The organism is Agrobacterium vitis (assembly GCF_037039395.1).
GTDB classification, from domain to species: Bacteria; Pseudomonadota; Alphaproteobacteria; order Rhizobiales; family Rhizobiaceae; genus Allorhizobium; species Allorhizobium vitis_E.
The window spans coordinates 2,655,612-2,680,457 of sequence record NZ_CP146242.1 but is presented as its reverse complement, the minus strand read 5'-3'; the positions used below and the strand labels follow the sequence as shown (position 1 = coordinate 2,680,457).

Genomic DNA, 24,846 nt, shown 5'->3' with positions numbered 1-24,846 from the left:
TATCCTCAAACCGGCTCACCCGACGCGCCTCCTCCAGGGATCACCCCGCTATGCACATGATCATGCCCGATATTTTTGCCGTTATGGGTCAGGGAGCCGCTTTCTAACATGATATTGAGCGCGGCGATTTTTACATCTCCCGCTGCTTCGACATTTACACTCCCGGGTGATTTTATAGTGACATCTCCGCTGGCGGTGTCGAGGTGGATGAAACCGCCCGCAAACGTCACTGTCACCACGTCATTGCTGTTTGCAGGCGGCGCGTCTTTGGAATTGTAGCGGGAACCTATCAGGCAGCCAGCCTCGCCCTTGGCATCCATGGCGCACCAGACCTCGTCGCTTTGGCCCGGCATCTGGAAGGCGGAAACGCCGGTGGCGGATTTGGCCACCACGTCGATCCATTGGGTAACGACGGCGTCTTCGTCCTGAAACTGGACTTTCACCCGCATGGTCTTCGGGTCGCGGTCCACGACCACGCCACGCCGCACGGTCGGGTTTTGCCGGTATTCATCACTTGCGCGCATCGACCAGTTCCGCATCCGTTGTGTAGCCGCTGCGCGACATGCTGTGGGTGGATCGGTCGATCAGGTAGCTGCCCGAATATTTGCCGAAGTCGGTCATATCGACCACCACGCCCGCCAGCGCCCGCACATCACCTACCAGCGAGATCGAGCCGCTGCGGCGTTTGCGGTTTTTGAAATGCATACGGCTGCGGGCCATGGCCTTGGCGTGGGTCGGGCTTTCAACCCGCTCCCCGGTAATATTGAGCGTGTCGCCGGTCTTGACGTTACCGTCTTCCTCTTCCTCGTCGATCAGTTCCTTGTCCCGGTCATGCATGTGCTTCACCTTGGCCTTGGAATAGGTCTCAGCGGTTTGCTCTTTCAGCCGGTAGCGTGTCAGGGTAGTGCCGATCTGCGTGAGGCTGATCGTCAGCGCTGCCGCCCGGCCATCCACGGATTTGATAGAGGTGAAGATGGCCCGCTTTCCCCGCACGGTAAAATAATGGCCGGTGTCTTCCGCCAGCCGCGTTAGAAACTCCAGGTCTCGTTCGCGCCGCTGCGTCACCCGTTCAAACGTCATGCTCTCGATCTCGCCTTCCAGGCTAAGGCCGTTTTCCTGCGCTACCTTGGAAACGATGGCGCGCAAGGTCTGCTTTTCAAAGGCGCGGGTTTTGGCGGTGCGCAATGGCTTGGAGATCGGCGCGGCCAGCCCGCGAATGGTCATCTTGTCGCCGCCTCGGTCGCCTTCGGCTTCCGGCTCGTCCATCTCGAAATCACCGCAGGGCAACATGCCGCCCAGGCCGTCAAAGATGGTCAAGGTCATCTTGTCGCCGGGCTCCGGCTTCCATGATCCTTTCCAGCGTCCGTCCTTGTCCTGAACGGCCACATCGATCTCGTCCACCTTGCCGTGGTGATTGTCGGTATAGGTGATCGATGTAGTTTCCGGGTCCAGTTCGGACGATATGTCCACGCCCTGGTAGATCAATGAGAAGTATGGCCGCGACACCATCAGCTTGCTCCATAGGTTGGGTTAGCCGTTTTCCACGGTGGCAGCACATCGGCATTGGTTGCGGTCTCGGCGATGACTGGGATCTTCAGCTTCACGCCTTGGGGCAGGATCGCGGGCGGCACGGTGAGCGTGTCGAGATAAAGGTGGCGATTGGCTTCGATCAGCACGGTTTGCTTATACTGGTCGCCATAATAGCTATAGGCCAGCATATCCCACCGGTCGCCCGCGACGGTGGTGTATTCGAAATAATCACCGGTCAACTCGGTCATTTCTTCACCTCAGGGTTTGAGGAAGCGGACCCGGAAAGGGCTGGCGCACGAGACTTGGCAATGGACGTGATCAGGCTGAACAGGCCGCCCGCAATCGGGTCTTCCAAAAGACCAATCGTTGCCTCGATCCGCACGGGCGAGCCGCTGCGATTGGTCTTGATGATCCGGCCAGAAAGGCTTTCAACGACCCAGCGCTTGCCGTCAAATGACCCATTGCCCAGCACAAGCGGCATCGGGGTTTTTAACGCGAAGGCCGCTTCAAGCTTCGCCAGTTCGTCGGCTGGATCGCAGAACTCCTCCGAGAAAAAGAAGGAAAAGTTGCGCGTGTCCAGTTCCTCGCCGATTTCCTGAAGCACCGGCTTGCCCCGCGTCGGGGCATGTTGGGCAAAGGTGTTGGCGAAAGAGAATTCCTGCGCGAGCGGAGGTGTGACAGGATCGATACCGAGCGGGATGGAGCCGAGGAGATAGATCATACATTCCTCCGGGCGCGACGGCGCTGTTCTTCGTCCATCAGGTCGGCGAGCATTCGCGCACTGTCACGCATCATCTTCTCAACCTCCGCCTTGATGTCGCCCTGGCCAGCCTGCGCGGGTATCGTCAACGTTGGGCTGAATTGCAGGGTGACAGGTGCGGCGGCGCTGGCAGATTGTGGTGCGGCTTGCACCGACATGCGGGCAATCTGCGACCGCGCCACCTCGCTCTGGCTTTGGCTGGATACCGGGCTGGCGGCACTGGCCGAGGCGACCGTTGCGGGCGTGACACTGGGCGCTGCCATGGCAGGCGCGGTTATCGCCGCCGCTCCCATTGTGGCCAACGCTGCCGTCCGCATAGCCTTCACCATCGGCTCGGCGCGAATAGAACCGGCAATGGTCTCGCCAAACTTCAACCGGTGAATATCCGACAGCGGGCCGATCTTGGCGGGGGACGATGGCAGATGATCGCGCATCGTTTGAGCCACCTTGGCAATCTCAGCCACGGCGACGGCAGAGCGGGCGCGAATGCCTGCCGCCATCGTATCCATCAGGGATGCGCCCTGATTATAGAATGTGACGCCAGCCAGGAAGACTTCCGTCTGCCGGATCGCGGCAGTGACGGCGGGCAGAATAGCCTTTGCGGCGGCGTCAACAGCCTGGAGCTTTTCCATGGCGGCGCTGGTGTCGATAGCCGCGACAGCCTGCATGTCTGCTTTCAACGCGGCAGTTGCCGCCGCCGTGGCCTGAATGGTGGCCGGATCGGTGACGGCGACCTTGGCTTCCTGATCGCCAAAAGAGAAGGCAGACTTGACCTTGCTCCACGCACCGCCAAGGCGCGAGGAAACCGCCTCTATTGCCACCATGGCCTTATCGCCAAAGGCTCCGATCCATCCCGCAACATCTGGCAGCGACGGCAGTTCTAACATGGGAATGTCAGGCCAGTTGAAGCTTGGCAAATCCGGCCACTTGAACGTCGGCAGGTAACGCGTCCAGTCGAGGCCGACGATGTACTGGCCCCAATCCAACGCTCCGGTAATGATGCCAGCCCATGAAAAGCCGGGAATGAAATCCAGCCAGCGCAGGGGAGAAATCCAGCTCAACCAATCAAGCCCGGTCAATACATCCGCCCAAGTGAGCGAGGTAAGATAGCGTGTCCAATCGAGACTGACGATATAACGGCCCCAATCAAGCGCCCCGGAAATGATGCCAGCCCAAGAGAAACCGGGGATGAAGTCCAGCCAGCGCAGCGGGAAAATCCAACTCACCCAATCGAGCGCGGCTATAACCTGATCCCAGCTCAGGTGCGGCAGTGCATCCCATGCGTTCGAAACCACCGAAGCTACAGACGACCAGGCCGAGGACAAGGCCGCGACAGGATCAAAGCCTAGCCACGCCTTGATCGCGGTCCAAGCGGCGCTGGCTCCCAATGAAATCGAAGACCAGAGGTCCGCGAAAAACGCCTTGATCGGTTCCCAATAGACGTAGATTGCCACGGCGGCGGCCACGATGGCGGCAACAATCAAGATGATGGGATTAGCCATCAATGCCGCCGAGAGCATTGAAAGCCCAATGGCGATTTGTACCAAGCCAGCAGCGGTAGAGATTAAGGCCGGTGCAAAGACAAGCGCGCCCAGAATAGCCGCCAAATTTTCCCAGCCGCCTACATAATCTGAAGCGGCAGTTAGGTAGGTTTTCAGCTTTTCGAAGGTTTCCCAAACGCCTTTGGCAAAATACCAAGCCCCTTCAAAAACGGAAATGATATTCTCGGAGATCTTTTTTGCCCAGGCATCAAAGGAGCCATCGGCTTTCATTTGATTAAGTGTGTCGAGAAGAAATTTCAGCTTGCCCCTCATCCAGTCGAACAGCCCGGCATTCATGACCCCCAATTGAAACTGGCTCCAGAGATCGGCCAGATTGGACATCATTCCGGTCCAGGTGCTGGAGAGCTTTTCCATCGCACCGCCGAATTTTTCGCTCCAGATTTTCATCAAGGTCGCCTGAATGGCGACGCGATCCGTTGCCTTGGCTGACGCTTTGACTGTTTTTCCGGCAGCATTGGTGTATTCGTAAGTGATCTTATTGCCGGTCTTGGATGCGACGATCCCGAATTCCTTCAGGCGTTCGTTTTCGCCCGTGACGGCATCGGCCACGGCCTCTACCGCCTGTTTAAGCGGCGTTCCCATGGCGGCAGATGTATCGCCCAGGGTCTTCAAAAGGCCCTTCGTCGGATCAAGGCCACGGGTGCGCAGTTGCACAAAAGCCTCGTTAACCTCAGACAGTTCGTAAGGCGTCTTTGCCGCGAATTCCGCCACCCATGCCATTGCGGTTTTCGCTTTGGCACTGGAGCCTTCCGTGGTTTCCAAGATGGTCTGAAACTTCTCGAACTGAGCGGCGACATCGACCATGGATGTGGCGGCACCTGCGGCAACGCCGAAGGAGGTGACGGCGGCAGCAGCGCCGATACTGCCTGCCAGCGCTACTCCGCGAAATGCTTTTTGCCCGCCCGTCGCGACCTGGCTGAAGCCGGTTTTCGCCAGTTGGATCGTTTGCCGGTGCAGTGCCTGGACGGTTCGGCTGGCAGCTTTCGCGCCGTTGGCAACTGCGCCGAAAGCCGATTGCGCCCCCGACCTGACAGCAGAAAACGCACCTTTTGCCGCAGATCCCATCGCCCGAAAGGCCGAAGACGTCTTGCCGACTGCCGCTGATTGCTTTTCCGTGGCTTTGGTGGCCGCTTCGGCAGCAGTCGCGGATTTCTTGGAATTGCTGGCGCTAGCGGCAGCGGTTGCTTTTTCTGCCGCCATGATCTTTGCCATGACCTTGGTGGCGCGGTCCACGCCCTCGAAAATCATGGCAAAGCGCATAAAAAAACCTCCGGTCGGTTGCCCGCCAGAGGTCGCATGTTCTTGAGGTGAGATTGACCGGACCCGTGTCCGGTCAGCTTTTAGAGGCATCCCGAATGGCGTCTGCCTTCGCCTCTTCCAGCTTGATGGCCTCGCCATACCACCAGCCGAATTCTGATTCCGTCATGCCATTCAGATCGTCATGCGTCCAGCCCTTTTCAATCATGAAGAGGTGCTGGACGGGCAACGACAATATCAGGCCGCTTTCTCCTTTCCCTCATCTTCGTCCTCACCGAAGACCTCATTGATCAGCGCCAGCGTGTCACCCGCTGGAACCAGTTCGGCGAGATCCGTGACAGTCAGCTTTTCGCCGTCGAACAGCACCGCCTCGCAGATGAAAGCCGCTTGCGCTTTCGAGGTGTCGCCCTTGGCGATCCGTTGCGCCCGCATCCACAGGCCGTGATTGATGAAATTCGGGACGCTTGCGGTCACGCCGCATTCCTTCAAGGGAAAATCGTAAGAGCCGGATTTCGCGGCTTTGTTGGCCAAAAGCTTGGCGCGGACGCCCTTGAACTCGGTGGCGGTGTCTTTGTCGGTCATGGGATTATTCCTCGGTCTGCGTTAGAAATTTGAGGCTGAAGGTGGAAAAGGCTGGCCGCTATTTGGGCCAGACATCCTCGCCGTTGACGCGGTAGATGTTGTTCCAGGCATCAAATTCGATGATCGGCGTTTCGCCGCCATAGACCGACTGCTTGAAACTGGTGATGGAAATGTCATGCTCCTGGGCAAGGTTTTCGCCCAGCTTGGCGGTGCGCCCACCGGTCTTCATCATCTGAAACCCGATATGGGTGATCAGGGTGTGAGACTGATCGGAGTTGAGGCCATCCGCGTCGAAAATATCGACATACGAATGAATTTGTATCTTGTGCGTCTTGGTCGGGTTCATGATCGACCTCGACACTTCCTCGTCCAGCCATTCGAAGCTGATCTTGCCTTCAATGGCCTCCACCGGGCGGCCCGGCAGTTTGAGGACGCCGATCTGCCCCAACGTTTTGTGCTCGATCTCGGTATGGGCGATTTCGCCCATATCCAGTTCGGCTACCCGACCGCAAACATCGACCTCGTTGATGTAGCAATCGGCCTGGGTGATTTGTCCGGTTTTACGGGTCATGTGTTATGCTCCTGGTCAGGCCGCCAAGGACAAGGCGTCGGCGATGAACTTGGTATCGACGTAACTATCGACGGTGATCCGCTCCATCACAGAAATCGGATGGCACTCGAATTTGTAGAAGAACCGCCCGTCGGCAATCTGGGCCGCCGTGTTCTTCGCGGTATCGAAGAGGAAGCTTGCGCCGTAAAAAACGCCATCGCCGATCTTGGAGCGCAGATAGGAGTTTACCCCTTCCTCGACCGCTTCGATGTTGGCGCGGGTGCCGATCTTGTCCACGTAATTCATGAGGTAGAAAATGATCGACTCATGGCTCATGTCCAGAATGCGGCGGGCATGGATGAAGTTCTCGACATGCGACGAGGAGGGATAAGCTGCCGAGCGGTTGCCAAACGTCCGGAACCCGGTCGCAAACGAGCGCATTGCGGTGACGATACCCACTTCGTTGAGGAAATTGGTGTCGTTCTGGTAGTCGGACGGATAGAAATTGATCGCCGTTTCCAGATCGACCACACCCTTGATCTCACGGTTCGATGGGCTGTGGTGCCAGCCTTCGTCGAGATCCGTGGCGATGATAACGCCCGCCAGCCGCGACGACAGCGGGTCCAGTCGGGTTTCCGCTGCCCCGGTCGTGTCTTCAATGACGACATGCGGATAGGTCAGGATCACGCGGGGGCTGGACGTATTCGCCATGCCAGTGGTCCCGCGTGTTTCCGCCGCCTGTTGCTTGGTCAGGCCAAGTGGCAGGTCGGCGATTGCCATCGCGTTGAGCCGGGAGGCCACCACATCCATTTCAGAGCGGACAACTGCGGAAGGCGAATAGCCAGGCGCAATGATGATTTTTGGGAAATAGCCGAGGGTGTTGTAGCATTCGTATGCGCCGGAAAAGCCCCTGGCGACACCGGCAGCAGAAATGCCGCCATTGATTTCCTGCACCGTCACCGCTGCCGGATCGGGCGTCGTGCCTGATTTGTGCGTGTCCGGATCAAAGACATTGTTGACGATGATCGTGCCGCCGTCGCCCTGGTCGAAGATCGCGTCGAGAGCTGCGGGAATGGTATAGCCAGCGACATGTTCGCCGAAGGCCGCTGCGGCCTCGGTGCGGGTGCGGATGACAACCCGCTTGTTGATGTATTCGGCGCGCTTTGCCGCCGTGTCATGAATGAGGTGGATTGGGGCCGTACCGTTGACATAGGTGACGGCAGACTTGACGTCGCGGACGACAGAGACGCCGTCCTTATGCTCTACGACCTCCGGGCCGTGGTGAAACGTTGCGGCCATGATCAGGCTCCTTCCGAACCGGCATCGGCAACGGCAGGCGCGGCTTCGGCCTTAACGGTCTCGGCCACCAGCAGCTTTCGCTCGATGAGATTGGTGACAATGGGGTGATCTTCCGGCAGGTCGCGGTAGGACGTGCCAGGAAACAGCATCCGGCTCTCGCCCTCGATGTCGAGCGGCGTGACAGGGCCGGAGTAGCGATAGGACTGTCTTGCAGGTGTCTTTGCCATATCCTCGGCTTTCTTCAGGGGGTGGAAATGCTGGCTTCAGGGGGTAGAAAATGCCGGGCGCATGAACGGCGCGGGTGTCTGGTAGTTTCGGGCAACGGCAGGGATCGGCAGCGAGACGCGGATTTCCCATCGCCAGACGCCATCTTTCTCCTGGTCCAATTGGTCGCGGGTGAGCATGGCAGGACCGGCCCCGGCAAAGGCCCGGCCTTGGATGGCAAGGCGAATATCCTCAAGGTGGGCATAAGCGCCGCCTTCGCCGCGCAATGACCGGACCAGCAGCACCAGAGAAAATTCCATGGCGCGGGCTTGGTTTGTGCTGACCGGGCCTTTGGCGGGCGCAAACCGTGATCCGGCATAGTGGATGAGCAAAGCGGCGGGCAGTCCGCTGAAATCGTAAAGGGCTGGATCGTTAGGAAATACCTCGACCTTGCATTGGCCGGAAACGCTGACCTTCAGTTCGCCAAGCATCGCATCCTCAACCTGCTCAATGACGGTCGCTGGACGGGCCGTAACCAATGCATCTGTCATGGTCGCCACCCGTAAAGCATCGAGCGAACCGGCGACGGCGGCACAACAGCCTGCGAACTGACGGACCCGGCCTCGCCATTGGTGGGCAGGCCTGCAATCGGCAGCTCGAACTTTCCGGTCGCCACGGCCTTGATATTGGCCATGGCGGCGTCGTGCCGATCTCTAACGGTGTCGGCAACTTGGCCTTGACCGCCCGACTTATCCCGCAGGCGGTAGCGCGCCACATCGGCAATCAGGCCTTTGATGACTGGGGCCGTTGCCTCCGGCGTCAGCGTCTCGATAACGGGATAGCGGGCGCGGGCATAGCCGACAAAAATATCCTCGGCCCAGATGATGGCGGCTTCAATCTTGGTTATGTCCAGGCTGCGGCCAGCCGGGTCATTGAGGTTGCCGATGCCCGCGATCTGCGAGACTTCGGCAAGGCCAAAGGCGGCGGTAAAGTCATCAACCGTTAGAAATCGCGTCATGGTGATTGAGATCCAGTTTCGAAAAATGAGCGGGGCGGCTGGGGCCACCCGCCCCGCTCAAAAGGTCCGGCTTGGGAGATTTAGGGACGGACCTTATTTCGTGGCCTTGGCAGGCTTGGCGGCGGGCTTTTGCTCCGCGCCTTCCGTGGCGGCATCGGCGGCGGGCGAAGCCTGCGCAGGAGCAAGCAGCTTTTCCAGTTCGGCAACACGGGCGTCTGCCTTGCCCAAACGGGTGATCGCATCCGCCAGATCGGCGGTGAGGTTCTCGGTTTCTTGATCCAGCTCGACAATCTGACGTTGGGCTGCGGCGAGCTGGTCTTCGAGTTCGGCGGCACGGGTGCGGGCGCTGCTCGCACGGCTTGCCTCATCCGCCAGATCGGCGGCAAGGTTTGTGGTTTCACGGTCCAGCTCCGCGATCCGCTCCGCCACGGCGGCATCAACTGCCGCCCTAAAATCCGATGCAAGCGGTGTGTCCTGCATCGCCTCGGCCAGCGATTTCGCCACTTCGGGATTGATGACACCGGATGCTGCAAGCTGAAGCGCAAGCGTCGTGCTGACGGCGACGGTAGCCCCGGCAAGCTTGCGTTGCCCGTCAATCTTGGCGGGGCCGGTCAAGGTCACTGATATGAGATCGCTCATTTCGACCCCGCGTTCTGAAAGAGGAAACCGCCTTCAGCACCGGTCAGAATAGGTCGGCGCTCAACTGTGGTCGGATAGACCCACGACTTGATAGGCCGCTCATAATAGGGCTGTTCAACCTGCGGATAGCCGGTCAGCTCATAAGTATAAGCAAAGGACGGCACCTGAAAATTGTCGCCCGCTTCCGGCACATAGGCGAGGATCGCATCATCGCCCCAGACGTCATTGGCGAGAGCCGCATCGTCGGCGGTCTCCGGCAGATAGACCGCCGCGCCGATCACCACTTTCTTGACGTCGAAATAGGCGGCCAGCATGTCGGTGGAAATGCTGTCTTTCGAGGTATACTTAAACTGTTCCTTGATCTTGGGGTGACCCTTGAGGGCATTGCCAGCGTTGGGACCAAGCGTGAGCGTGTTGGGATAGCGCCCAATGGAGCGGCGGATCATCTCCTTGGCCTCGTCCAGGTCGGCCTTTGGATCACTGTCCGGATCGGTCCAGCGATCCGCGCCGGTCAGCGCCATCTTGTGGTTGGCGTCATAGTTGGCGGGATCGCGGGCAATCCGCCCGCTATCGATCTCAAGATTGAGGTCGAGGACATCCAGCACCATGTTGACCGCACCGGCGCCGAGGTCGATGCCCGGCACCTTTTCGGCTTCCTGCTGGTGTTCGGTCGGCACGATGCCTTCGAGCGAGTCCTGCACCAGCGAAACCGGGTCTGCCGCATAGCCGTATTGAACACGCTTGGTGGCAGAGCCAGGCGCACGGCGGGTGTTGAGCTTGCGGAACGCTTCCTTGCCGAACTTGATGACCAGCATGGACCGGTTGGGGATCGAGACACGCGGGAACAGCGCATCAGCGATGAAGGTGGAGTTGCGATAGCCACGGGCATGAGTGGACAGGATCGGATCGATGATGGCGGCGGTCCGCTGGTTCAAGGCGCGGGTGGTCATGAGGCGTGTGTCCTTAACGGATGAGAATGGTGACGAATTCGCCATCGGCGGCGGCGGTTAGCGCCACGGCAAACGGATTGGCGGCATTGGCTGGCGCGGCTTTGACACCACCGGCAGCGGCAGAGATCAGCTTCGCCCCTTTGGTGATGACGCCACGGGCGCGGACCCGGCCTGTGCCGATCAGCATGGCAGCGACATCGAGGCCGATCTCGGTGGCCGGATGATGGGCCATGCCTTTGACCGGAGCGTCGTCGATCGTGACCTTGCCGTCATCGAAACCGATCAGGTCGTAAGCGTCGAAAAGTGTGGTGGCGGTTACTGTGTCCGAAAGGACCGGCTGAAAAAACTGCATAGCCTCGCCCTCCCTCAACCAACTGCCCGCACGGCGTCCATGTAGGACGTGCCGGGGTGCTGGCGCTGATAGGCCACCGCCTTGTTGTGCCGCTCAAGACCGGCCTGATCGACCGGCTTACCATCAGCCGCAAATGAGGCGGCGCTCTCGTCAACGCCCGTTTCCGGCATATCCATCGCCCCAAAAGACACGATCTTCGGCTGCGCGGCCAAAAGATCGCGCAGCGCCTGGGCGACCGGCACAGCGGCTTCACCGGTTGCGAATGAAACAGTCGTCTCGCCGGGAAAGGCGTTCAAGACGGCGACGAGCTTGTCTTTCGAAGCAGGCAACAGCTTGCCATCACTAACGAGACCTTCCGCAAATGATACATTTGCAGCATGGGCGATTTTGGCCTCGCTCTCTTTGAGCCGCGCCTCACGGGCAGCAAAATCGGCTTCGCGGGCGGCGAAGTCGGCATTGGTCTGGACCACAACAGGCTCCTTTTTCTCTGGTGGTTGGGATGCAGGCGGCGCGGCAAAGGCCGGGCGGCTGGCGGGGGGCTGGATTTCGGTTTCAGACAGCCAATCGATCTGGAAACCGGGCAGAGCCTTGTCGGCGTCTTCCATGCCGAATTTGTCGATCAGAAATTCACGGATGCTGCGAAACAGGCTGGCAGCCTCTTCAAAGCCGCGCTCCCCGAAATCAGCGCTGACGGTAACGCTGCTTTCTGGGGCGGAAAACTGGACGTTCTTCAGGCCAGATACAGCCGGAGCCGCACCGCCGAGAAAACCGATATGGCGCGGATACCATGTGCCAGGAACCGGATTGGCCGAGGCTTCAGGCCGGAAGAATGACAGGCTGACTTTCTTATAACGCCCGGCCTTCACGGCTTCCGAGAATGCCGGATCGATCTCACCCACCGTCGCATAAAGCCGTTGGCTGCTTGCGTCATAGTCGAAGCTTTGCGCCCAGCCGTAAGCAGGGGCGTCCGTGGCCGGATGACCGACGACAACAGGAACAGGTGCGGTATCAGGGTCGTAAGCATCCGCCGCCGCCTTCAGGTCAGCGGCGCTATAGGTAATCGACGCGCCTTCCATCGGCGTGAATGTGCCGGGCCGGAAAACTTCGATGCGGGCGGTCTGGGAAGCGGTGGTCATGTCTGCTCCAAAATCTCTATGGAGCGACCATGCCTGAGGCTGAAAAACAAAATGACCGGACATGGGTCCGGTCAGTCTTCAATGCGTTACAGCGCCAACATGCGCCAATTGGTGGGCCGTTTCAAGCCGGGATGCTTTGCCACATCCTCCCCCAACAATCAAACCCGCATTCTTTCGGTTTCTAACGCGCTTCTAACGCGGGGGTCTGGCAAAGGAGCTATCATCGAGCGCAACACGTGCGAAAATCGCGTCAGCGGGCCTTCTTTTCAGGTAGGTCTCACAACATCTGTGGAAAGGTGTTGCTCCCTTCCTTCTTCCGATTTTTTGTAATTGGTTTGAGCAATACTGTGAAACAGAATGATTTCGCGTTAGAAAAATCGACAGGGATGGACTGAATGATCACAGACATATTTGCCCGGCGTTACGCGAAGATCCAGCTCAGATCGCAATACTTTAAAGAAGACCAAGTGCTTTGCAATCAACTTTGGAAAATGATGTCGTGTGGTCTTCTTTGGAATGGCTGGAAAACGGCTGAAATTACCGATGTAGCGGAAGCAGCTTTCAGGACCATTCACGACAATCTCGCACTTGAGCTAGGTGTCGAGTATCTTAGTCCTCTTTGGGTAGGCGGTGGCCCTAATAGCCGGCCATTCAAAAACTCATACGCCACAGTTTGCAAGAATTTTCTAATTAACTGTCCAGACGACTTCTCCCGCGGAGACGTTTGGATGAAAGAAAGGCTGAGCTTAGCAGAACTGGCGTTCGCGTTGCGTGGAAGGCAAATCGCGGAAGCGAACGCAAACTTACAAGCTGATATTGAGAGAGCACAAGATCTTTACAACAGCCCCCTGTTTAAAGGTCTCGGTCTTCCAGGCGATTCTGGACATTCCGTTCTTGCAATCAACAAGCGCAATAATGAGTCGTTTGAAGAGCTTATCGAAGATCTTAATCAGCGGCTCAAACTAGCGTCTTACAGCCTGACCTATCATAATGGATTGTTGCAGCTATTAGATGATCAAACAACTGGGTCTCAAATTGAAGAGCCATTTTGGCCACTGGTCGGTAAAGCGCCATGGCTAAACGTTGACCGCCAAATGGACACCTCTAAAAACCTCCCCATTTTCCGCGTTTCATGATTCAATCCGGCCAGTGTGATTTTCTGGGAGCGGATGATGCGTGGGCAACCGGGCTTTTGGGATTTGGATGATCGTTACGAACGGCTGAGTGCCGTCGGCGATCCGCTGGAGAAGCTCAACAGCATCATTCCATGGGCGATATTTGAAAAACCTTTAGCGAAGGCGCTGAAGCGGTCCGACGGATCGAAGGGTGGACGTCCACCATTTCCGTCGGTTCTGATGTTTAAAATCCTGGTGCTGCAAGCGCTTTATAATCTCTCCGACGACCAAGCAGAGTTTGTTATCCAGGACCGGCTGTCGTTTATGCGTTTCCTTGGCCTTTCCCTTTCGCAGAAGGTGCCGGATGCCAAGACGATCTGGCTGTTCCGAGAGAGTTTGGTGCGTGCAGGTGCCATTGATAATCTGTTTGCCCGTTTCGACAAGCATCTCTCACGTTCCGGATATCTGGCCAAAGGCGGGCAGATCGTTGACGCCACGATCATCCAGGCTCCCAAGCAACATAACAGCCAGGACGAGAAAGACGCGATCAAGGCCGGCGAAATCCCTGAGGACTGGAAGGATAAACCCGCCAGGCTGGCCCAGAAGGACCGCGACGCGCGATGGACAGTGAAGTATTCCAAGGCGAAACGGCCAACGGAGACGCCGACGTCGACGACGACTGGCCAGCACGATATTGCCATTCCAATGTTTGGTTACAAAAACCATGCAGGCATCGACCGAGCCCATGGCTTTATCCGGGGATGGACGGTGACGAGTGCGAGCGCCCATGACGGAGCCCAGCTTCGAAACGTAGTGACCAAAGACAATACCGCGTCGACGGTCTGGGCCGATACGGCCTATCGCTCCAAGACCAACGAGGAATGGTTGCAGGACAATGGCCTAAAGTCCGACATCCATCAGAAGAAGCCAAAGGGCAAACCCATGCCGGAGGCGATGTCGCGCGCCAACGGCCGTCGTTCGAAGGTCCGCTCCGCCATCGAACATGTCTTTGCGCGGCAGAAGGACAAGATGAAGCTCTTCGTGCGCACCATCGGAATCAGCCGAGCGAGGGTGAAGATCGGCATGGCCAATATCACCTACAACATGCTTCGCTATGTCTGGCTGACTGGAAAACCACGGACCGCATAACGCGCAGCTGGCCGGAAGGCCGAAATGCATGCCGCAGATGCGGCAATCATCACAAAAAATGGGCGATCATCCGCGCGAGTTCATCGCGGAAATACATCCACGGCACCATCTTGCCAACTGCGACCGGTAAATCGAGGTGTCCAAATGAAAGAGGCAATTGATTGCCGTGACACCGGCGATCGTATGGCTGCTTTTCATGCAGTGTGCGCTCTTGAAAGCTGCATCAAGATTATAAGCAATATAAAAGGCTGGACCAGAGGCAATGAGGGCGGGGCTAACGACTATCTCAATAATCTTGAGAGTAAAAATAACGGAAGCTTTTTAGAGCCTTGGGAGCGGACGATGCTTACGGGTTTGTTCAGGGGCGTAAGGAATCCGTTTGCTCACGGTGCGGGGCAAACCGAAATGCCCGCGCTCAGCGCCGAACAAACCAACTGGACAATAGAAACCTCAATGAGCTGGATTAAAACGTTGGTACGACGGATCTAATCGTTGGAATCAGCAAAAACTTATACACCAAAGTTTTTGCTGAATTGCAGACTTTATCCCAACTATTCACCCGCCCCTTCGTTTGCAGAAAACCATTCCTCCGCAACAGCGAAAATCTCCTCCTCATCCACAGCAGAAAGACCTAGATAAGGCCGAGCCGGAATTTTAACTTTGTTGCCTCGTCCAGCATCTCCACCAAACTGGTGGATGGCGGCGTAGACCAGAGCCGTGCCGATCCGGACCTGGCTGTCATCCGATTCGGCGTTAATCGAATTCATCAGATCACCGGAAGCCCGCAAAATGGTGGTAGGGGCGTGGCCGTATTTTTTCTCACGCTGGTCGCGGGTGGCCTGGGACAGGGTTTTCCAACGTGAACCGTCCGGCGCGCTTTCGTTCTCGAAATTATCCTTGACCGAATTCAGCAAATGCTCACCGACGTTTTTGTAAAAGCCTTCCGGGTGGTTCATCTTGCCGATCAACTCGGCCAACTTTTCGCGCATGTCCTGATCGTCAATCGTCGCCTTGTAGCTGATACCGGTCATCTCGACTTTCCCTTTCGATGCACGTATGTTTGTTCTGTCAGCGGACGAGACCGGCGATGGTCACGCCAGTTTGTTGATACAAAGGCCGGATCGCTCCCGGCCTTTTACTTTTGCGGGCGCTTGTAGATCAGCTTGCCGACCCGCCGCTTTTCCAAAGCCGAGAAATCCCGCTCCCCGCGCTTATCGGTGAAGTCGAAGTTGGTGATGGCCTCCCAGCCTCGTTCGCCAATCTCGAAGACGATCTGGATGGCGGTTTTCGGATCTACACGGATGTAACGGCGGTCCACCACGAGGTCGCCGCTTTCCACCTTGCTGGCCACACCCATCCAGATTTCGTCGGGGTCAATCAGCGCCTCGGCCATCATCGACATAACGCGGTGGCGATTGCGTTTCAGCACCTTGAATGCGCCTTCGCGGTTTCGAAACAGCAGATCGGAAACAGGGATACGGTTGCCCGCTGCGTCTTCGAACAGCACGGCTTTGCCAATGTCAGCGCCAAACGGCTCTAGAAAGGCTCTTACATAGTCCTCTGGAGCAAGCCCATCTTCGAGCGCCTTGGCCTTCAACGGCTTTGCCGCCTTCAGCAGCTCTTCGAGTGGGGCCGCCACATCGATCTCCACCGCCATGCGCGAATTATCCAGGACTTCGCGTCCTTGCTCCATCAGGTTCGATGGTGTCAGGCCACGCTCCCAAAGGTCGCCGGGTGCGTAGTCCCAGCCATAACCGACGCCTTGCGGCTGCTCTATCAGTTGCTTGGTGATCGGGTCCAGTGCTGGCTCCGTTAGGATTTCTGGTGACGGATCGGCGGCATCCTTGCCCATGCGCTTAAGATCTCGGATGGAGCGGGACCGGACACCGCACGAACAAAGCCAGCCGTTTGGCGGAAAATGCGTCTGCCAGAATGGGTCATCATGGGCGAGGCAGAGGCCATGCCATGCCCGGTGCTGTTCTCGCGGATATTTTGGCTTACGGGTTTCGCCGTGGCGATATTCCCAATACGGGCGCAGCTTCAGCACATCCGGGTCGCGCATCTGCTTCAACCGCCCGGCCATATGGCTGGTGCGCAGATTGGTTTCAAAAATCACACGGGTACGCCAGCCGTGCTCACCCTTATAAGACCAACCATATTTGGCGACGATCCGGTCAAAATCCCCCTGGAAATCCGCGAATGTCGTACCCTTTTCCATGGCCTGGGCAATTGCCGTCTGAAAATCCGAGAGCATGGCGAGATCGGTGGCACCGGCAATCACAAAGGCGCGGTCATGGGTGCCCCGTAGCGCATCCGTCCAGGCCTTCGTTGGCTTGGCGCGCTTCTGGGTAAAGAAGTCGATTTGCTCTTTGAACGGCTGATTAAATACGTCGGCATCGGCAAAGCTGGCATCGTCATCGCCGTCCAGAAACGCCGCCTCGCGGCCCTGCAAGGCAGAAAGCTCTAACGCATCACCCAACATTTTCCCAAGTGCGTCCGGCGTCCACTTCGCCCCGACCGTCAGCACCTTCGCGGCGGCATCTGCAAAATCACCGGCAGTCTCTATAGCCTTGCGCAAGGTGTCCAGGCGGCGCGTCAAATTGCTGCCGGTCACGTCTTCGAGCTGGTCTGTCAGATCGGAGACCGGATCGACCTCCACTGCAAAGTCTACGGTGTCATGCAGTTTTTTTTTGAGCCAACGGGTCCAAACAGCGCGGCAAAGGCCGGGTTCTGCGCGGCCTGACGCAAGTCACGGCCCCGCTTGCCGCCGTCCATGAACGCAAAGCGAGCCTCTACGAGCCGGTCAATGGCCGTGTCGGTCAACGCATGGGTCAGATCAAACGAGACGATAAATTCGCGGGCCACATCGTCGTCATCAAGCAGTGCGGCGGTGGCGATGATCTCGACCAGGGCGGCATGTTCGGAGCTTGCCGCTTCAGCCTTGGCCTTGCGGGTTTCAGCCTTGGCAGTCTCGTTCGAGGGTCGGACGCGCCAGACACGCGGCACACCAGCGCCGGGGAAATTGTACTCCACCAGCCAGCGGATAAGCTGCTCGTTCAATGTGTCCGACAGGTGATCAGCGTCACTGTCCACCAACAGGTCCAGCATTCCCGCGTGGGTTTCGGCGGCGGCACGGGAGCCGCTAGAGCCGATATCGGTGGTCAGCGTTTCGCCGAGTATGCAGATGGATATCTGCTTGTCCCAATATTCGAGCCATTCCTGATAGCTAACGGAGCCGGACCGCGCCGCTTCCAAAAACTTCACATCCGTTCCCACTGGCACGGTGACGGCAGAGCTGGTGCGGATATTGGCAAGATTGTTCAGGAGCTTTTGCTGCTCGTCACTCAACATACCGTAGGGCGTTTGGGCGACAACGGTCGGCCCTGCGAACTTGTCGAGAAAATGTAGCCAGAAGGCTATGCCTTCGCGTTTAAACAGCACAGCCCAAAACAACTGATAGCCGAGGCCGAGACCATACGGATTGTTGCCGACAACGCCGTGGCGGTGGACGATGAATTTCCGCTCCGGCAGCTCTATCCCGTCATTCATGTTCGTCCAGGTGCGCAGCCGTGGCCGACCGTCCTGGCCGAACGCAAAACGGCGCTGGTCATGGCTGACGATGCGCTGCGGCTTGATCCGGTTGCCGTCTCTCGCCCAAATGCTCTCCGAAACCGCAAACCCCTTCAGGATCGCGCCGCCAGACAAATCTTCACAGATGCCGTCGAAGGGCATGTCCTTCAGGGTGGCCCGCACGAAGTCTGCCGCCGCGACATCAAGAGGCTTGTCTGATGCCTGGATCACCTCCCATTCCCGTGCCACCAGATGCTTGTTGCGCTTGGCAAGGCAGGCAGAGGCGTGGGTGTCGCGCTTGATCTCGTCATAGATTTTAAGGCCCTTGCCGCCACCGCGCTGGAGGAGCGTGTCGTCAGCATGTTGAAGAGCGCCGGTGTAGAACGGGATGGTAATGTCGTTCTTGACATCGGCAATCAGCGTTCCGGCCTCGCTTGGCAGGTTTTTCCGGGTGTCTGCGGTCGTGGTGTCGGCAAAGCTGGCGCGGGTTTTGCGGTTCTTGCGGCTCACAGGCGGTAGTCTCCATAATTGTCAGAGCCAGCAGCGGCAGCAGTCATCACGCCAGCGCTGGCACCACCGGCCTGCTGGCCACCGGCATAAAGCAGCGTGTTTTGCCAAAGCATGTCGAGCGCATCCGGCCCGTCATCGTGGTCGGCGTTGGGCCATTGTTGCAGCTGGTCAATCAGCGTCTGTTGGGTTTGGTTGAGGCGGATCAGACCCGCCGCAATTGGCGGCTGAAGCCGCTCGATGCGCAGATCCTTGTCGGCATGGGGAATGATCGGCACGGCAGAAATCCCGACGCCCTGCTTTGCTGCCTCAACCATCAACGTCGTGCGCAAGAATTCTTGAAACTGTACCGCCTCTACAAACCACAACAGGCAACGATATTCGCGCTGAAGGGCGATAATGTCGGCAATGATCACATCCGGCAGGCGGCGGCGAATGGAGGCTTCCACCACATCCATCTTACCGGTCAGGCGATCAAAGCCGCCGATCAGGATAGCGGACGGGTCGCGGCCATGGCCCTTTTTGCCGAGTGACGGATCAAGCGCGCCGAAGAAAATCAGGTCGGTGCGCTTGAGCGCCCAGAAGGTCAGATCCTTAAACGGGCTGCCTTCGCTGATCGGCTTGTTTTGGTATTCGGTTTGGAAACTGTCGTGATCGCTAGCGCGCTCCAACATGAGCCAGACAAGCGGCTGCATCGACGGCCAGTTGACCACGGCCCCGGCGTCCATATCCATCTTGTTGGCATCATAGAATGCGCGGGCGGCGTCCTCACCCTCATTGTGATAAAGCTCTTCGAAGTGGTCCCAAAGGTCCATCCGATCAGGAAAGCGAATGATCGCCTGAAACTCGGCAACCCGCCACACTGGCGACTTTGCCGCCCGCACCAGTACGGCATCATAGTGCAACACGGTGCCAACCCAGACCACATCCATGGAGCCATCCGGTGGGCCAACCTTCAGGGCGGCGCGTTTGATCCATGTTTCCAGCTTTTTGCGCTGTTCTGGCGAGCGCACTGCTTCGTCGTTTTCAAGGTCGTCAAAAAACATCAAGTCGGGCCGATAGGGACCATGGCGACGGCCACGCAGCTTTTGCAGCGCGCCAAGCCCCTCAACCCGGATATTATTGGCGGTGACGATTTCGCCTTCGCGCCAGACGCGCCCCTGGCCGGTCGCCTCCGGAAAGTCATGGGCAAGGCGCGGATTGGTGGTCAGCTCGGCCTTGATCGCCTCGATCAGCAAAGCCGCCTGAGCATACACGTCGCAGACTTCAAGAATGTAACGCTTGTATCCCAGACAGAGGCAATAGAGCGCAAAGCCAAGCGACATATGGGTGGATTTGGACGAGCCACGCGGGGCGATGAACAAGTCTCTAACGCCCTTGGAAGACGTTAGGATTTGCGGCACGCGCGCAAAAATCTCTTCATGGAAGCGGCTGTGATCACCCTTCACATAATGCGGCAGATAGGTTTCCAGAAAGAAACGAAAGCCGGTCTCCGGGTGCTTTGCTTTCGCCAGCCGTTCCGCCTTAGCCTTGGGATCGGCGGCAAAGGCGGTGACGGACAGGTCCACCCAGCGGGCCAGCTCGTCGGCCATCCGGGCAAGGTTTTCCCGGAAATCCTTTGCGCTAACTGTGGGGCTTAGTTTTGGGCGCTTCATGGAGCAAAAGCCGTGGCAATCCGGTCGCCGAATGGAATGAGGATTTCCTGCACGACCGAGATATGTTGCGGAAACTGTTCCTGCACAAAGGCAATCAGATGCTGGACAACATCTTGCGCTACTCCAAGCTGGCTGATCTTAGGAGCCAGCTTGCCAGCCGAGGCTGTCACCTTGACCATGGCATCGCCAAGCGCGACCATGTGCTTGATCTTCTGATCAAGGGTCAATTGTTCGGTCTTGACCTCTTCCAGCAGAGCTTGCGCCATCAGCACAAAGTCCTCGACCACGGATGAAACAACCGTGTCGATACCTTCGCCCGCAATCACCGACGCAGACCGGGCCATGTCCCAATCATCACCGGCTTCCTTGGCGGCTTTCTTCCAACGTCCAAAGGTGGCGGCGCTGATATTGAGCGTCATGGAAATGGTGGCCGCCGACATGCGCCGATAAACATAATCGGCGCGGGCCTTGCGGCGGGTGTCCTGGTCATTGGCCATTTTTGCCACCACCCTTTCCAAGACCGAGCAAGTCTTTGATCAATTGCGGTGGATTGCTGGACGCCTGCTTGAGCCACAGGATCAGATTGCGCCCGGTAATGCCGTAGGCGGCGGCGACCGCAAAGCCCCATGAGCCGGGGTTGTCCGCGACACCCGCCAGATCAAGCGTCAGCTCGGTGGCAATGGTGGCCACAAATACGCCCGCAATAATCGAGCCGATGGCCGTAAACAGGTCATGGGAGCGCCAGTCCAGCGCAACGGACAGCACTGCCGCCACGCCCGACGAGGCAAGCGTGGCGACCTTGAGGCCAAAAATGGTTTCGGGGCCGGTCATGGGTTTCCTTTTGTTGGATGTTACCGCCGTGCAAATCAGCGCGGCGGGCCGGTCTGGGCGGGGCTGATCAGGTTTTGGGGATGGATGACCAATGCGCAGCAATCGGCAAGGAGAGGCTGGCGGTGGGCCATTTAGACAGGATGATGTCTTCAAGGGCCTTGTCGTTGACGCCAAGCTTTTCCAGCGTTTGCGGGTTTTTTTCACGCACATAAAACATGGCATCGGCCACGACAGCCGCCGCCGGACCTGCAACGGCAGGCAGACCCGCCTTGGTCAGTGCAAAGCGCAAGCCATTCTCGGCGGCAAAATGCAGGCAATCGCGCAACTTGGCCTCGACTTCCAGGCGCTTGGCCGTGTCGGATATACCGATAAGCCCCACAAGCCGACTGACCAACCAAGCGCCAGCGGTTGCGATCAACGTAATTGCAAGTGAGAATACAGGTGGCAGGATGGCAGATAGTAAGTCTGTGATGTAACTCGTGTCAGCGGTTGACGCTAACGCCGGGGCGGCGGCAAAGGCGATAACAGCAAGGCAAAACAAGAGTGCGGCGGTGGTAACAATCAGGCCGGTGACGCGGTTATGCAGTTGTTTCAAAAGGGTCATGGTTGGGTCCATAGATGTTTGGGGAGGGAGAGGGCCGCCTTGCGAGGGCAACGGCGCTTAAGTGTCCGTTGGCAAAAGCCCCTGAAGCGACGCAAAGGTTTTCATCCCGGCAATGCCATCAGCCGTCAGGCCCGTGTCGCTCTGGTAGATGCGCAACGCTCCTTCGGTGCCCGGCCCGAAATCACCGTCAACGGTAAGGTGATAATAACCGGCAGCCGCCAAAGCCCGCTGTAGCTTTTCGACGGCCTCGCCTACCATTCCGCGCCGCAATACGGCGAACTTCTGCTGGCCGGAAAGCTGGTCGGCAGCAAGGGTGGCAATCGCGGTCTTTGCCTTGGCCAGGTAACGGCGGCGATCCTCAAGACCATTACGACCGCCGTTGACGATTTTGGTCACTTTGATCAGGTCATCCAGATCGGCGGCGCGGGTATTGATGGTGTTGCGCGACCAGAAGAATGCCGCCGCCCAACCGGCCCAAGGCCATGTCGCCACCAGTTCCGGCTTGGCTTCGAAATCGGGGCATGTGGGGTCAGTCTTACGCATCCATATCGTAAAGGCGCGGCTATTAGCGCGGCCCGTAAGCTGGATCGGTCCACGGCCTTTGTAACGGACGCCATCTCCGGGGCGGACATTGCCCAGATCAGCACGGCCCTCATAGGCAGCCCCGGAAGCATATTCTTCCAGGGTGCAAAATCCGTCGCTCTCGTGGGCGACCTGTGCCAAAAAATGCGCAATCCGTAGAGGCGTGGTGCATTCAATCAGCGTGAGCAATTCCGGCAGCATTTCACCAAAGGCGGCGATAATCGCCCGCTGCGCAGCCGCCTTTTTCGACGGTGGCGTGGGCGCGATTGCCTTCAGGACGGACGCATCAATGCGGGAAACAAGTGTGGGGGACATTCGGCCTCGCGGTTGCATTTGCAGATGCGAGGACTTTGACGCGATTGCGCGTCAGATATGACCGGACATGCGTCCGGTCAGGAAAACAGGTCGAACTGATCTTCGTTTTTCTGTTTATTGGCGACGCGACGCACGTGGCGCTGGCTGACATTCAAGACACTGGCAATCTCGCGTCGGTCCCGACCCTCAGCCTGAAGTCTCAGGACTTCGGATCGGACGCCGGTCTTGCCATTCGGCACGTAAACAATCGCGCCCGCCAAGAAATCACATAGCGCATATCCTGCCTCTTTGCCAAGCGCCGCGATAATCGGGTGATCGTCATTTGGTTTGGACGGGAAGTAAACCTCCTGACCTGGAAATGTAGCCATAAGCCGCAAAGCAGCATGGTCGCCCAAAGTTTCAGCCACATCACGCAAAGATCGCGGGACTTTTTTAACCTCAACCAAGCTCTTCATTCGATACTCGCAAATGGCGATTGTCGCGGGTGAGGTTCAACTGTTAGACGATTGTCGTCAAAGTAAGAGGTCTGTTTATGAAATTTGTGTTTGCACTCCCGTTCATGGTTACCTTCATTGTGCAACCCGCTATTGCAGCCAACGAATTGCAACAATGGCAGTCTCGTGCACTGAAAGCGATCAAACAGGAAAAAAAAGTGATTGATGCGAAGTGGCGTTCCGCTGAGGACAACGTGATATGGCTTTCGATGCAGTCGGACGGGTCTCCTCGCGACGGATTTGCCCAATATGTCTGCATACTTCTGAAGCATTCGGGAGTCTCCGGAAGGCACACTCAAAAGCGTTTGGATTTATGACCCCGTTTCTTACGAAACAGGCGGTTCCGCAATGGGAATAGCAGCCTGCCGTTAGCATTCGGCACCCCGCTTTTCCATCGCCTTCAGCGCGTCGATCACTTTGGTCGCTTTTTCGTAGTCCAGCGTGTCGGGATCGACGGCCACCTTGTTATTGCCGGGGTAAAGGATACCCCGGCAAAATTCACGAAGCGCTGCACGGGAGCCGTTAGAAACCACGCCTAAGCGGTGGCAAGAGTTCCACAGCGCGTGGATGAGGCGGATGTAGCGCTTGTCGGAAACCGACAGCTTTTGTCTGGCCGATGGCGTTACTTTAAAGCCCTTCTTTTTGAGTTCATCGACAACTGCCAGCTTCTGGCGGTCAGTCATTTCCCGCAATGACTCGGTGCCTGTCACCCGTATAAGCAAAGCACGGTAGGTCACCTCGTCGAGACCGAGTTGGGTTTTCGCAATGTTGATGATGGCGTTGCTGTTCATGCCGCACCAGTCAGCATGTCGGCCACATCATAATCCAGCTCATTCGGGTGGCAGTTTGAAACGTGCCGGTCGCCCTCGAACTGGACCTGAACATAGTGGCTGTTACTACCGCTTTCGGGTCGCACAACTCCGAACCGACCCGTGACCGTGTGCTGGACATGCCGTCCGATGGGTACGTCAACGCCATAGTAATTGCGGATATAGTCATAGCTCATGCCGCAACCGCCAGATCAGTTTTGGCCGTCAAGCGCACTGCCGCGATCTCCGAGGCTGACGGGCATGGGTCTTGAGCGACGATGGACCCCAGACGGTCGCTAACGCCAAAGACTGCCCCGCACTGGTAGCGAACCAGCTGCATGTCTTTCTGCTGATCGCTGGCAGGCATAGCTTTCTGTGTGCAAACGGGGCAAAGCCGGGTGGCGCTAAGAGTGGCGTAGAGTGACGACGTAATCATGCTGTTCATGCTGCATCTGCCTTTTCTTCTGATGGCTCTTCGGGGATGGTGACAAAGAATTTGGGGGTGAAAATATGGGCGTAGACGAATTGCACGGTCATGCCCTCGGCCTGGGCTGCCTGCCAAAACTCATCACGGTGGACGGGGTTTTCGAACACTGAGGCGATGGCTTCCGCCTCGGTTGCCCGGAAACTATGGCCGAGCAGCACGCCAGCCGCCGTGCAAAGCGCATAGCCTTGGCTGTAGGTGCCGGATGTCATCTGATCGGCCACAGCGCATCCTCACGCATTGGCAAGATCAAGGGCGATACGCACCGCGTTACCGCTCTCTTTTTCGACACGATAAAAGCGGGCGTGTTCTTTCGACGCCATAACCCGCACGGAGTCTGAGATAATGCCCATGGCCTTCTCCCATTCGCCGGTTTCGTCCACGATTTTGAGGCGCTTTAACCCAAGGATACGGTCGGTGTTGAGCTTGCCTTGCTTGTCCACTTGGAACGCCTGATCAATCAGGGCGCGGATATTGTCGTTAGAACCGGCTGACCAGCGGCGAATGCAGCCGTCAATTATCTCCTTGGCCACTTCCAGTTCAGGGCCGAAGGTGAGCGTGTCCGACACCTGAATGGTCAAACGTAGGCTGGTATCAACGGTGGAAAGCGTGATGTTGCCTTTCGCTCCACGGCGTTTGACACCGTATTTATCCGCCAGCAATTCGCGGTAAGCAAAAACCTCTTCAAACACTTCACTGCGGAACAAGGCCAAAATCTGGTTGAAACGAGCGGCCTTGGCCGTCAAGCGGCGGACCAGCTCGTCCTCTTCAATATGTTCTGGCTTGATAGCAGACAGTGCAATCAGCTCACCCTTGCCTTTATTGACGTAAGGCTGGCCATTGATGATCTCGGTCGGGATGCTGTCGGGAATGTTGATATCCATAAAGTTCC

The 24,846-nt window shown here is 57.7% G+C and carries 34 protein-coding genes; 4 read left to right on the top strand and 30 right to left on the bottom strand.

The window, feature by feature from the left end; genetic code table 11:
- Positions 1 to 5: 5 nt before the first annotated feature.
- From V6582_RS14940 to V6582_RS14865, 16 genes are all read right to left on the bottom strand, one after another.
- Positions 6 to 524 (bottom strand): phage baseplate assembly protein V, encoded by a 519-nt coding sequence (locus V6582_RS14940; protein ID WP_156634155.1) that lies wholly within the window; start codon positions 522 to 524, stop codon positions 6 to 8.
- Positions 511 to 1,509, bottom strand: a complete 999-nt coding sequence (locus tag V6582_RS14935; protein ID WP_156634157.1) for a phage late control D family protein — start codon at positions 1,507 to 1,509, stop codon at positions 511 to 513. The genes V6582_RS14940 and V6582_RS14935 overlap by 14 nt, the downstream gene beginning before the upstream one ends.
- Complete coding sequence (locus V6582_RS14930; RefSeq protein WP_070166637.1) at positions 1,509 to 1,778, bottom strand: tail protein X; 270 nt, start codon at positions 1,776 to 1,778, stop codon at positions 1,509 to 1,511. Before V6582_RS14930 ends, V6582_RS14935 begins: the two co-directional genes overlap by 1 nt.
- Positions 1,775 to 2,251, bottom strand: coding sequence for a phage tail protein (locus V6582_RS14925; protein ID WP_156634159.1), 477 nt, complete (start codon positions 2,249 to 2,251; stop codon positions 1,775 to 1,777). Before V6582_RS14925 ends, V6582_RS14930 begins: the two co-directional genes overlap by 4 nt.
- Positions 2,248 to 5,112 carry a tape measure protein gene (locus V6582_RS14920; RefSeq protein ID WP_156634161.1) on the bottom strand — a complete coding sequence of 955 codons (2,865 nt, stop codon included), beginning with the start codon at positions 5,110 to 5,112 and terminating at the stop codon, positions 2,248 to 2,250. The genes V6582_RS14925 and V6582_RS14920 overlap by 4 nt, the downstream gene beginning before the upstream one ends.
- A gap of 73 nt (positions 5,113 to 5,185) precedes the next feature.
- Positions 5,186 to 5,344 (bottom strand): hypothetical protein, encoded by a 159-nt coding sequence (locus V6582_RS14915; RefSeq protein ID WP_156634163.1) that lies wholly within the window; start codon positions 5,342 to 5,344, stop codon positions 5,186 to 5,188.
- A 2-nt stretch (positions 5,345 to 5,346) separates the two neighbouring features.
- Positions 5,347 to 5,691, bottom strand: a complete 345-nt coding sequence (locus V6582_RS14910; protein WP_156634165.1) for a hypothetical protein — start codon at positions 5,689 to 5,691, stop codon at positions 5,347 to 5,349.
- 58 nt (positions 5,692 to 5,749) lie between these two features.
- Entirely contained in the window at positions 5,750 to 6,262 is a 513-nt protein-coding gene (locus V6582_RS14905) for a phage major tail tube protein (protein WP_070166641.1), read from the bottom strand.
- Between the two features lie 15 nt (positions 6,263 to 6,277).
- A complete protein-coding gene (locus tag V6582_RS14900) occupies positions 6,278 to 7,540 on the bottom strand; it encodes a phage tail sheath family protein (protein WP_156634168.1) in 1,263 nt (420 codons plus the stop codon).
- 2 nt (positions 7,541 to 7,542) lie between these two features.
- Complete coding sequence (locus tag V6582_RS14895) at positions 7,543 to 7,767, bottom strand: hypothetical protein (protein WP_156634170.1); 225 nt, start codon at positions 7,765 to 7,767, stop codon at positions 7,543 to 7,545.
- 36 nt (positions 7,768 to 7,803) lie between these two features.
- On the bottom strand, positions 7,804 to 8,295 hold the full coding sequence (locus tag V6582_RS14890) for a Gp37 family protein (RefSeq protein WP_156634172.1): 492 nt from the start codon (positions 8,293 to 8,295) through the stop codon (positions 7,804 to 7,806).
- Complete coding sequence (locus V6582_RS14885) at positions 8,292 to 8,762, bottom strand: phage protein Gp36 family protein (RefSeq protein WP_156634174.1); 471 nt, start codon at positions 8,760 to 8,762, stop codon at positions 8,292 to 8,294. Before V6582_RS14885 ends, V6582_RS14890 begins: the two co-directional genes overlap by 4 nt.
- 93 nt (positions 8,763 to 8,855) lie before the next feature.
- On the bottom strand, positions 8,856 to 9,401 hold the full coding sequence (locus V6582_RS14880; RefSeq protein ID WP_156634176.1) for a hypothetical protein: 546 nt from the start codon (positions 9,399 to 9,401) through the stop codon (positions 8,856 to 8,858).
- Positions 9,398 to 10,351 (bottom strand): major capsid protein, encoded by a 954-nt coding sequence (locus V6582_RS14875; RefSeq protein WP_156634178.1) that lies wholly within the window; start codon positions 10,349 to 10,351, stop codon positions 9,398 to 9,400. The genes V6582_RS14880 and V6582_RS14875 overlap by 4 nt, the downstream gene beginning before the upstream one ends.
- Positions 10,352 to 10,364: 13 nt before the next feature.
- Positions 10,365 to 10,703, bottom strand: coding sequence for a capsid cement protein (locus V6582_RS14870; protein WP_156634180.1), 339 nt, complete (start codon positions 10,701 to 10,703; stop codon positions 10,365 to 10,367).
- A gap of 14 nt (positions 10,704 to 10,717) precedes the next feature.
- Positions 10,718 to 11,839, bottom strand: a complete 1,122-nt coding sequence (locus V6582_RS14865) for a hypothetical protein (protein WP_156634182.1) — start codon at positions 11,837 to 11,839, stop codon at positions 10,718 to 10,720.
- A gap of 395 nt (positions 11,840 to 12,234) precedes the next feature.
- Here V6582_RS14865 and V6582_RS14860 point away from each other — a divergent pair, with 395 nt between their 5' ends.
- The 3 genes from V6582_RS14860 to V6582_RS14850 all read left to right on the top strand — a co-directional run bounded on the left by V6582_RS14860 (position 12,235) and on the right by V6582_RS14850 (position 14,592).
- A complete protein-coding gene (locus V6582_RS14860) occupies positions 12,235 to 12,975 on the top strand; it encodes an AbiJ-NTD4 domain-containing protein (RefSeq protein WP_156634184.1) in 741 nt (246 codons plus the stop codon).
- 36 nt (positions 12,976 to 13,011) lie between these two features.
- A complete protein-coding gene (locus tag V6582_RS14855) occupies positions 13,012 to 14,103 on the top strand; it encodes an IS5 family transposase (protein WP_349508847.1) in 1,092 nt (363 codons plus the stop codon).
- A gap of 144 nt (positions 14,104 to 14,247) precedes the next feature.
- Positions 14,248 to 14,592: a hypothetical protein gene (locus V6582_RS14850; protein WP_156633888.1), complete on the top strand. Its 345-nt coding sequence runs from the start codon at positions 14,248 to 14,250 to the stop codon at positions 14,590 to 14,592.
- A gap of 62 nt (positions 14,593 to 14,654) precedes the next feature.
- On the opposite strand, the gene V6582_RS14845 is transcribed toward V6582_RS14850, so the two are convergent.
- The 9 genes from V6582_RS14845 to V6582_RS14805 all read right to left on the bottom strand — a co-directional run bounded on the left by V6582_RS14845 (position 14,655) and on the right by V6582_RS14805 (position 22,622).
- A complete protein-coding gene (locus tag V6582_RS14845; RefSeq protein WP_156633890.1) occupies positions 14,655 to 15,134 on the bottom strand; it encodes a phage virion morphogenesis protein in 480 nt (159 codons plus the stop codon).
- A 104-nt stretch (positions 15,135 to 15,238) separates the two neighbouring features.
- Positions 15,239 to 16,762, bottom strand: coding sequence for a PBECR2 nuclease fold domain-containing protein (locus V6582_RS14840; protein WP_337739371.1), 1,524 nt, complete (start codon positions 16,760 to 16,762; stop codon positions 15,239 to 15,241).
- Positions 16,763 to 16,770: 8 nt separating this feature from the next.
- Positions 16,771 to 18,183: a phage portal protein family protein gene (locus tag V6582_RS14835; RefSeq protein ID WP_337739372.1), complete on the bottom strand. Its 1,413-nt coding sequence runs from the start codon at positions 18,181 to 18,183 to the stop codon at positions 16,771 to 16,773.
- A complete protein-coding gene (gene terL / locus V6582_RS14830; RefSeq protein ID WP_234889819.1) occupies positions 18,180 to 19,772 on the bottom strand; it encodes a phage terminase large subunit in 1,593 nt (530 codons plus the stop codon). Before terL ends, V6582_RS14835 begins: the two co-directional genes overlap by 4 nt.
- 59 nt (positions 19,773 to 19,831) lie before the next feature.
- Entirely contained in the window at positions 19,832 to 20,332 is a 501-nt protein-coding gene (locus V6582_RS14825) for a DUF1804 family protein (RefSeq protein ID WP_070166658.1), read from the bottom strand.
- Entirely contained in the window at positions 20,322 to 20,666 is a 345-nt protein-coding gene (locus V6582_RS14820; protein ID WP_070166659.1) for a hypothetical protein, read from the bottom strand. Before V6582_RS14820 ends, V6582_RS14825 begins: the two co-directional genes overlap by 11 nt.
- Before the next feature lie 67 nt (positions 20,667 to 20,733).
- Positions 20,734 to 21,270 (bottom strand): hypothetical protein, encoded by a 537-nt coding sequence (locus tag V6582_RS14815; RefSeq protein WP_156633895.1) that lies wholly within the window; start codon positions 21,268 to 21,270, stop codon positions 20,734 to 20,736.
- A 57-nt stretch (positions 21,271 to 21,327) separates the two neighbouring features.
- Positions 21,328 to 22,167: a peptidoglycan-binding protein gene (locus V6582_RS14810; RefSeq protein WP_197434472.1), complete on the bottom strand. Its 840-nt coding sequence runs from the start codon at positions 22,165 to 22,167 to the stop codon at positions 21,328 to 21,330.
- 77 nt (positions 22,168 to 22,244) lie between these two features.
- Positions 22,245 to 22,622, bottom strand: coding sequence for a hypothetical protein (locus tag V6582_RS14805; RefSeq protein WP_156633899.1), 378 nt, complete (start codon positions 22,620 to 22,622; stop codon positions 22,245 to 22,247).
- 77 nt (positions 22,623 to 22,699) lie between these two features.
- Between V6582_RS14805 and V6582_RS14800 the strand changes: the two genes are divergently transcribed.
- Positions 22,700 to 22,978: a hypothetical protein gene (locus tag V6582_RS14800; protein ID WP_349508881.1), complete on the top strand. Its 279-nt coding sequence runs from the start codon at positions 22,700 to 22,702 to the stop codon at positions 22,976 to 22,978.
- A 51-nt stretch (positions 22,979 to 23,029) separates the two neighbouring features.
- On the opposite strand, the gene V6582_RS14795 is transcribed toward V6582_RS14800, so the two are convergent.
- From V6582_RS14795 to V6582_RS14775, 5 genes are read right to left on the bottom strand one after another with little or no spacing between them, the layout of a single operon-like run.
- Positions 23,030 to 23,452, bottom strand: a complete 423-nt coding sequence (locus V6582_RS14795; RefSeq protein WP_156633900.1) for a phage protein GemA/Gp16 family protein — start codon at positions 23,450 to 23,452, stop codon at positions 23,030 to 23,032.
- The gene (locus V6582_RS14790; RefSeq protein ID WP_156633902.1) at positions 23,449 to 23,667 is read right to left on the bottom strand and encodes a hypothetical protein; all 219 of its coding nucleotides are present in this window, start codon (positions 23,665 to 23,667) and stop codon (positions 23,449 to 23,451) included. Before V6582_RS14790 ends, V6582_RS14795 begins: the two co-directional genes overlap by 4 nt.
- The gene (locus V6582_RS14785) at positions 23,664 to 23,915 is read right to left on the bottom strand and encodes a hypothetical protein (protein ID WP_156633904.1); all 252 of its coding nucleotides are present in this window, start codon (positions 23,913 to 23,915) and stop codon (positions 23,664 to 23,666) included. Before V6582_RS14785 ends, V6582_RS14790 begins: the two co-directional genes overlap by 4 nt.
- Positions 23,912 to 24,178 carry a hypothetical protein gene (locus tag V6582_RS14780; RefSeq protein ID WP_234889820.1) on the bottom strand — a complete coding sequence of 89 codons (267 nt, stop codon included), beginning with the start codon at positions 24,176 to 24,178 and terminating at the stop codon, positions 23,912 to 23,914. Before V6582_RS14780 ends, V6582_RS14785 begins: the two co-directional genes overlap by 4 nt.
- A 9-nt stretch (positions 24,179 to 24,187) precedes the next feature.
- Complete coding sequence (locus V6582_RS14775) at positions 24,188 to 24,838, bottom strand: DUF3164 family protein (protein WP_197434473.1); 651 nt, start codon at positions 24,836 to 24,838, stop codon at positions 24,188 to 24,190.
- Positions 24,839 to 24,846: the final 8 nt, after the last annotated feature.

Coding starts and splice junctions, on each gene's coding strand:
- V6582_RS14940 (WP_156634155.1), bottom strand. CDS start 524: ATGCGCGCAAGTGATGAATACCGGCAAAACCCGACCGTGCGGCGTGGC.
- V6582_RS14935 (WP_156634157.1), bottom strand. CDS start 1,509: ATGGTGTCGCGGCCATACTTCTCATTGATCTACCAGGGCGTGGACATA.
- V6582_RS14930 (WP_070166637.1), bottom strand. CDS start 1,778: ATGACCGAGTTGACCGGTGATTATTTCGAATACACCACCGTCGCGGGC.
- V6582_RS14925 (WP_156634159.1), bottom strand. CDS start 2,251: ATGATCTATCTCCTCGGCTCCATCCCGCTCGGTATCGATCCTGTCACA.
- V6582_RS14920 (WP_156634161.1), bottom strand. CDS start 5,112: ATGCGCTTTGCCATGATTTTCGAGGGCGTGGACCGCGCCACCAAGGTC.
- V6582_RS14910 (WP_156634165.1), bottom strand. CDS start 5,691: ATGACCGACAAAGACACCGCCACCGAGTTCAAGGGCGTCCGCGCCAAG.
- V6582_RS14905 (WP_070166641.1), bottom strand. CDS start 6,262: ATGACCCGTAAAACCGGACAAATCACCCAGGCCGATTGCTACATCAAC.
- V6582_RS14900 (WP_156634168.1), bottom strand. CDS start 7,540: ATGGCCGCAACGTTTCACCACGGCCCGGAGGTCGTAGAGCATAAGGAC.
- V6582_RS14895 (WP_156634170.1), bottom strand. CDS start 7,767: ATGGCAAAGACACCTGCAAGACAGTCCTATCGCTACTCCGGCCCTGTC.
- V6582_RS14890 (WP_156634172.1), bottom strand. CDS start 8,295: ATGACAGATGCATTGGTTACGGCCCGTCCAGCGACCGTCATTGAGCAG.
- V6582_RS14885 (WP_156634174.1), bottom strand. CDS start 8,762: ATGACGCGATTTCTAACGGTTGATGACTTTACCGCCGCCTTTGGCCTT.
- V6582_RS14880 (WP_156634176.1), bottom strand. CDS start 9,401: ATGAGCGATCTCATATCAGTGACCTTGACCGGCCCCGCCAAGATTGAC.
- V6582_RS14875 (WP_156634178.1), bottom strand. CDS start 10,351: ATGACCACCCGCGCCTTGAACCAGCGGACCGCCGCCATCATCGATCCG.
- V6582_RS14870 (WP_156634180.1), bottom strand. CDS start 10,703: ATGCAGTTTTTTCAGCCGGTCCTTTCGGACACAGTAACCGCCACCACA.
- V6582_RS14865 (WP_156634182.1), bottom strand. CDS start 11,839: ATGACCACCGCTTCCCAGACCGCCCGCATCGAAGTTTTCCGGCCCGGC.
- V6582_RS14860 (WP_156634184.1), top strand. CDS start 12,235: ATGATCACAGACATATTTGCCCGGCGTTACGCGAAGATCCAGCTCAGA.
- V6582_RS14855 (WP_349508847.1), top strand. CDS start 13,012: ATGCGTGGGCAACCGGGCTTTTGGGATTTGGATGATCGTTACGAACGG.
- V6582_RS14850 (WP_156633888.1), top strand. CDS start 14,248: ATGAAAGAGGCAATTGATTGCCGTGACACCGGCGATCGTATGGCTGCT.
- V6582_RS14845 (WP_156633890.1), bottom strand. CDS start 15,134: ATGACCGGTATCAGCTACAAGGCGACGATTGACGATCAGGACATGCGC.
- terL (WP_234889819.1), bottom strand. CDS start 19,772: ATGGCCGACGAGCTGGCCCGCTGGGTGGACCTGTCCGTCACCGCCTTT.
- V6582_RS14825 (WP_070166658.1), bottom strand. CDS start 20,332: ATGGCCAATGACCAGGACACCCGCCGCAAGGCCCGCGCCGATTATGTT.
- V6582_RS14820 (WP_070166659.1), bottom strand. CDS start 20,666: ATGACCGGCCCCGAAACCATTTTTGGCCTCAAGGTCGCCACGCTTGCC.
- V6582_RS14815 (WP_156633895.1), bottom strand. CDS start 21,270: ATGACCCTTTTGAAACAACTGCATAACCGCGTCACCGGCCTGATTGTT.
- V6582_RS14810 (WP_197434472.1), bottom strand. CDS start 22,167: ATGTCCCCCACACTTGTTTCCCGCATTGATGCGTCCGTCCTGAAGGCA.
- V6582_RS14805 (WP_156633899.1), bottom strand. CDS start 22,622: ATGAAGAGCTTGGTTGAGGTTAAAAAAGTCCCGCGATCTTTGCGTGAT.
- V6582_RS14800 (WP_349508881.1), top strand. CDS start 22,700: ATGAAATTTGTGTTTGCACTCCCGTTCATGGTTACCTTCATTGTGCAA.
- V6582_RS14795 (WP_156633900.1), bottom strand. CDS start 23,452: ATGAACAGCAACGCCATCATCAACATTGCGAAAACCCAACTCGGTCTC.
- V6582_RS14790 (WP_156633902.1), bottom strand. CDS start 23,667: ATGAGCTATGACTATATCCGCAATTACTATGGCGTTGACGTACCCATC.
- V6582_RS14785 (WP_156633904.1), bottom strand. CDS start 23,915: ATGAACAGCATGATTACGTCGTCACTCTACGCCACTCTTAGCGCCACC.
- V6582_RS14775 (WP_197434473.1), bottom strand. CDS start 24,838: ATGGATATCAACATTCCCGACAGCATCCCGACCGAGATCATCAATGGC.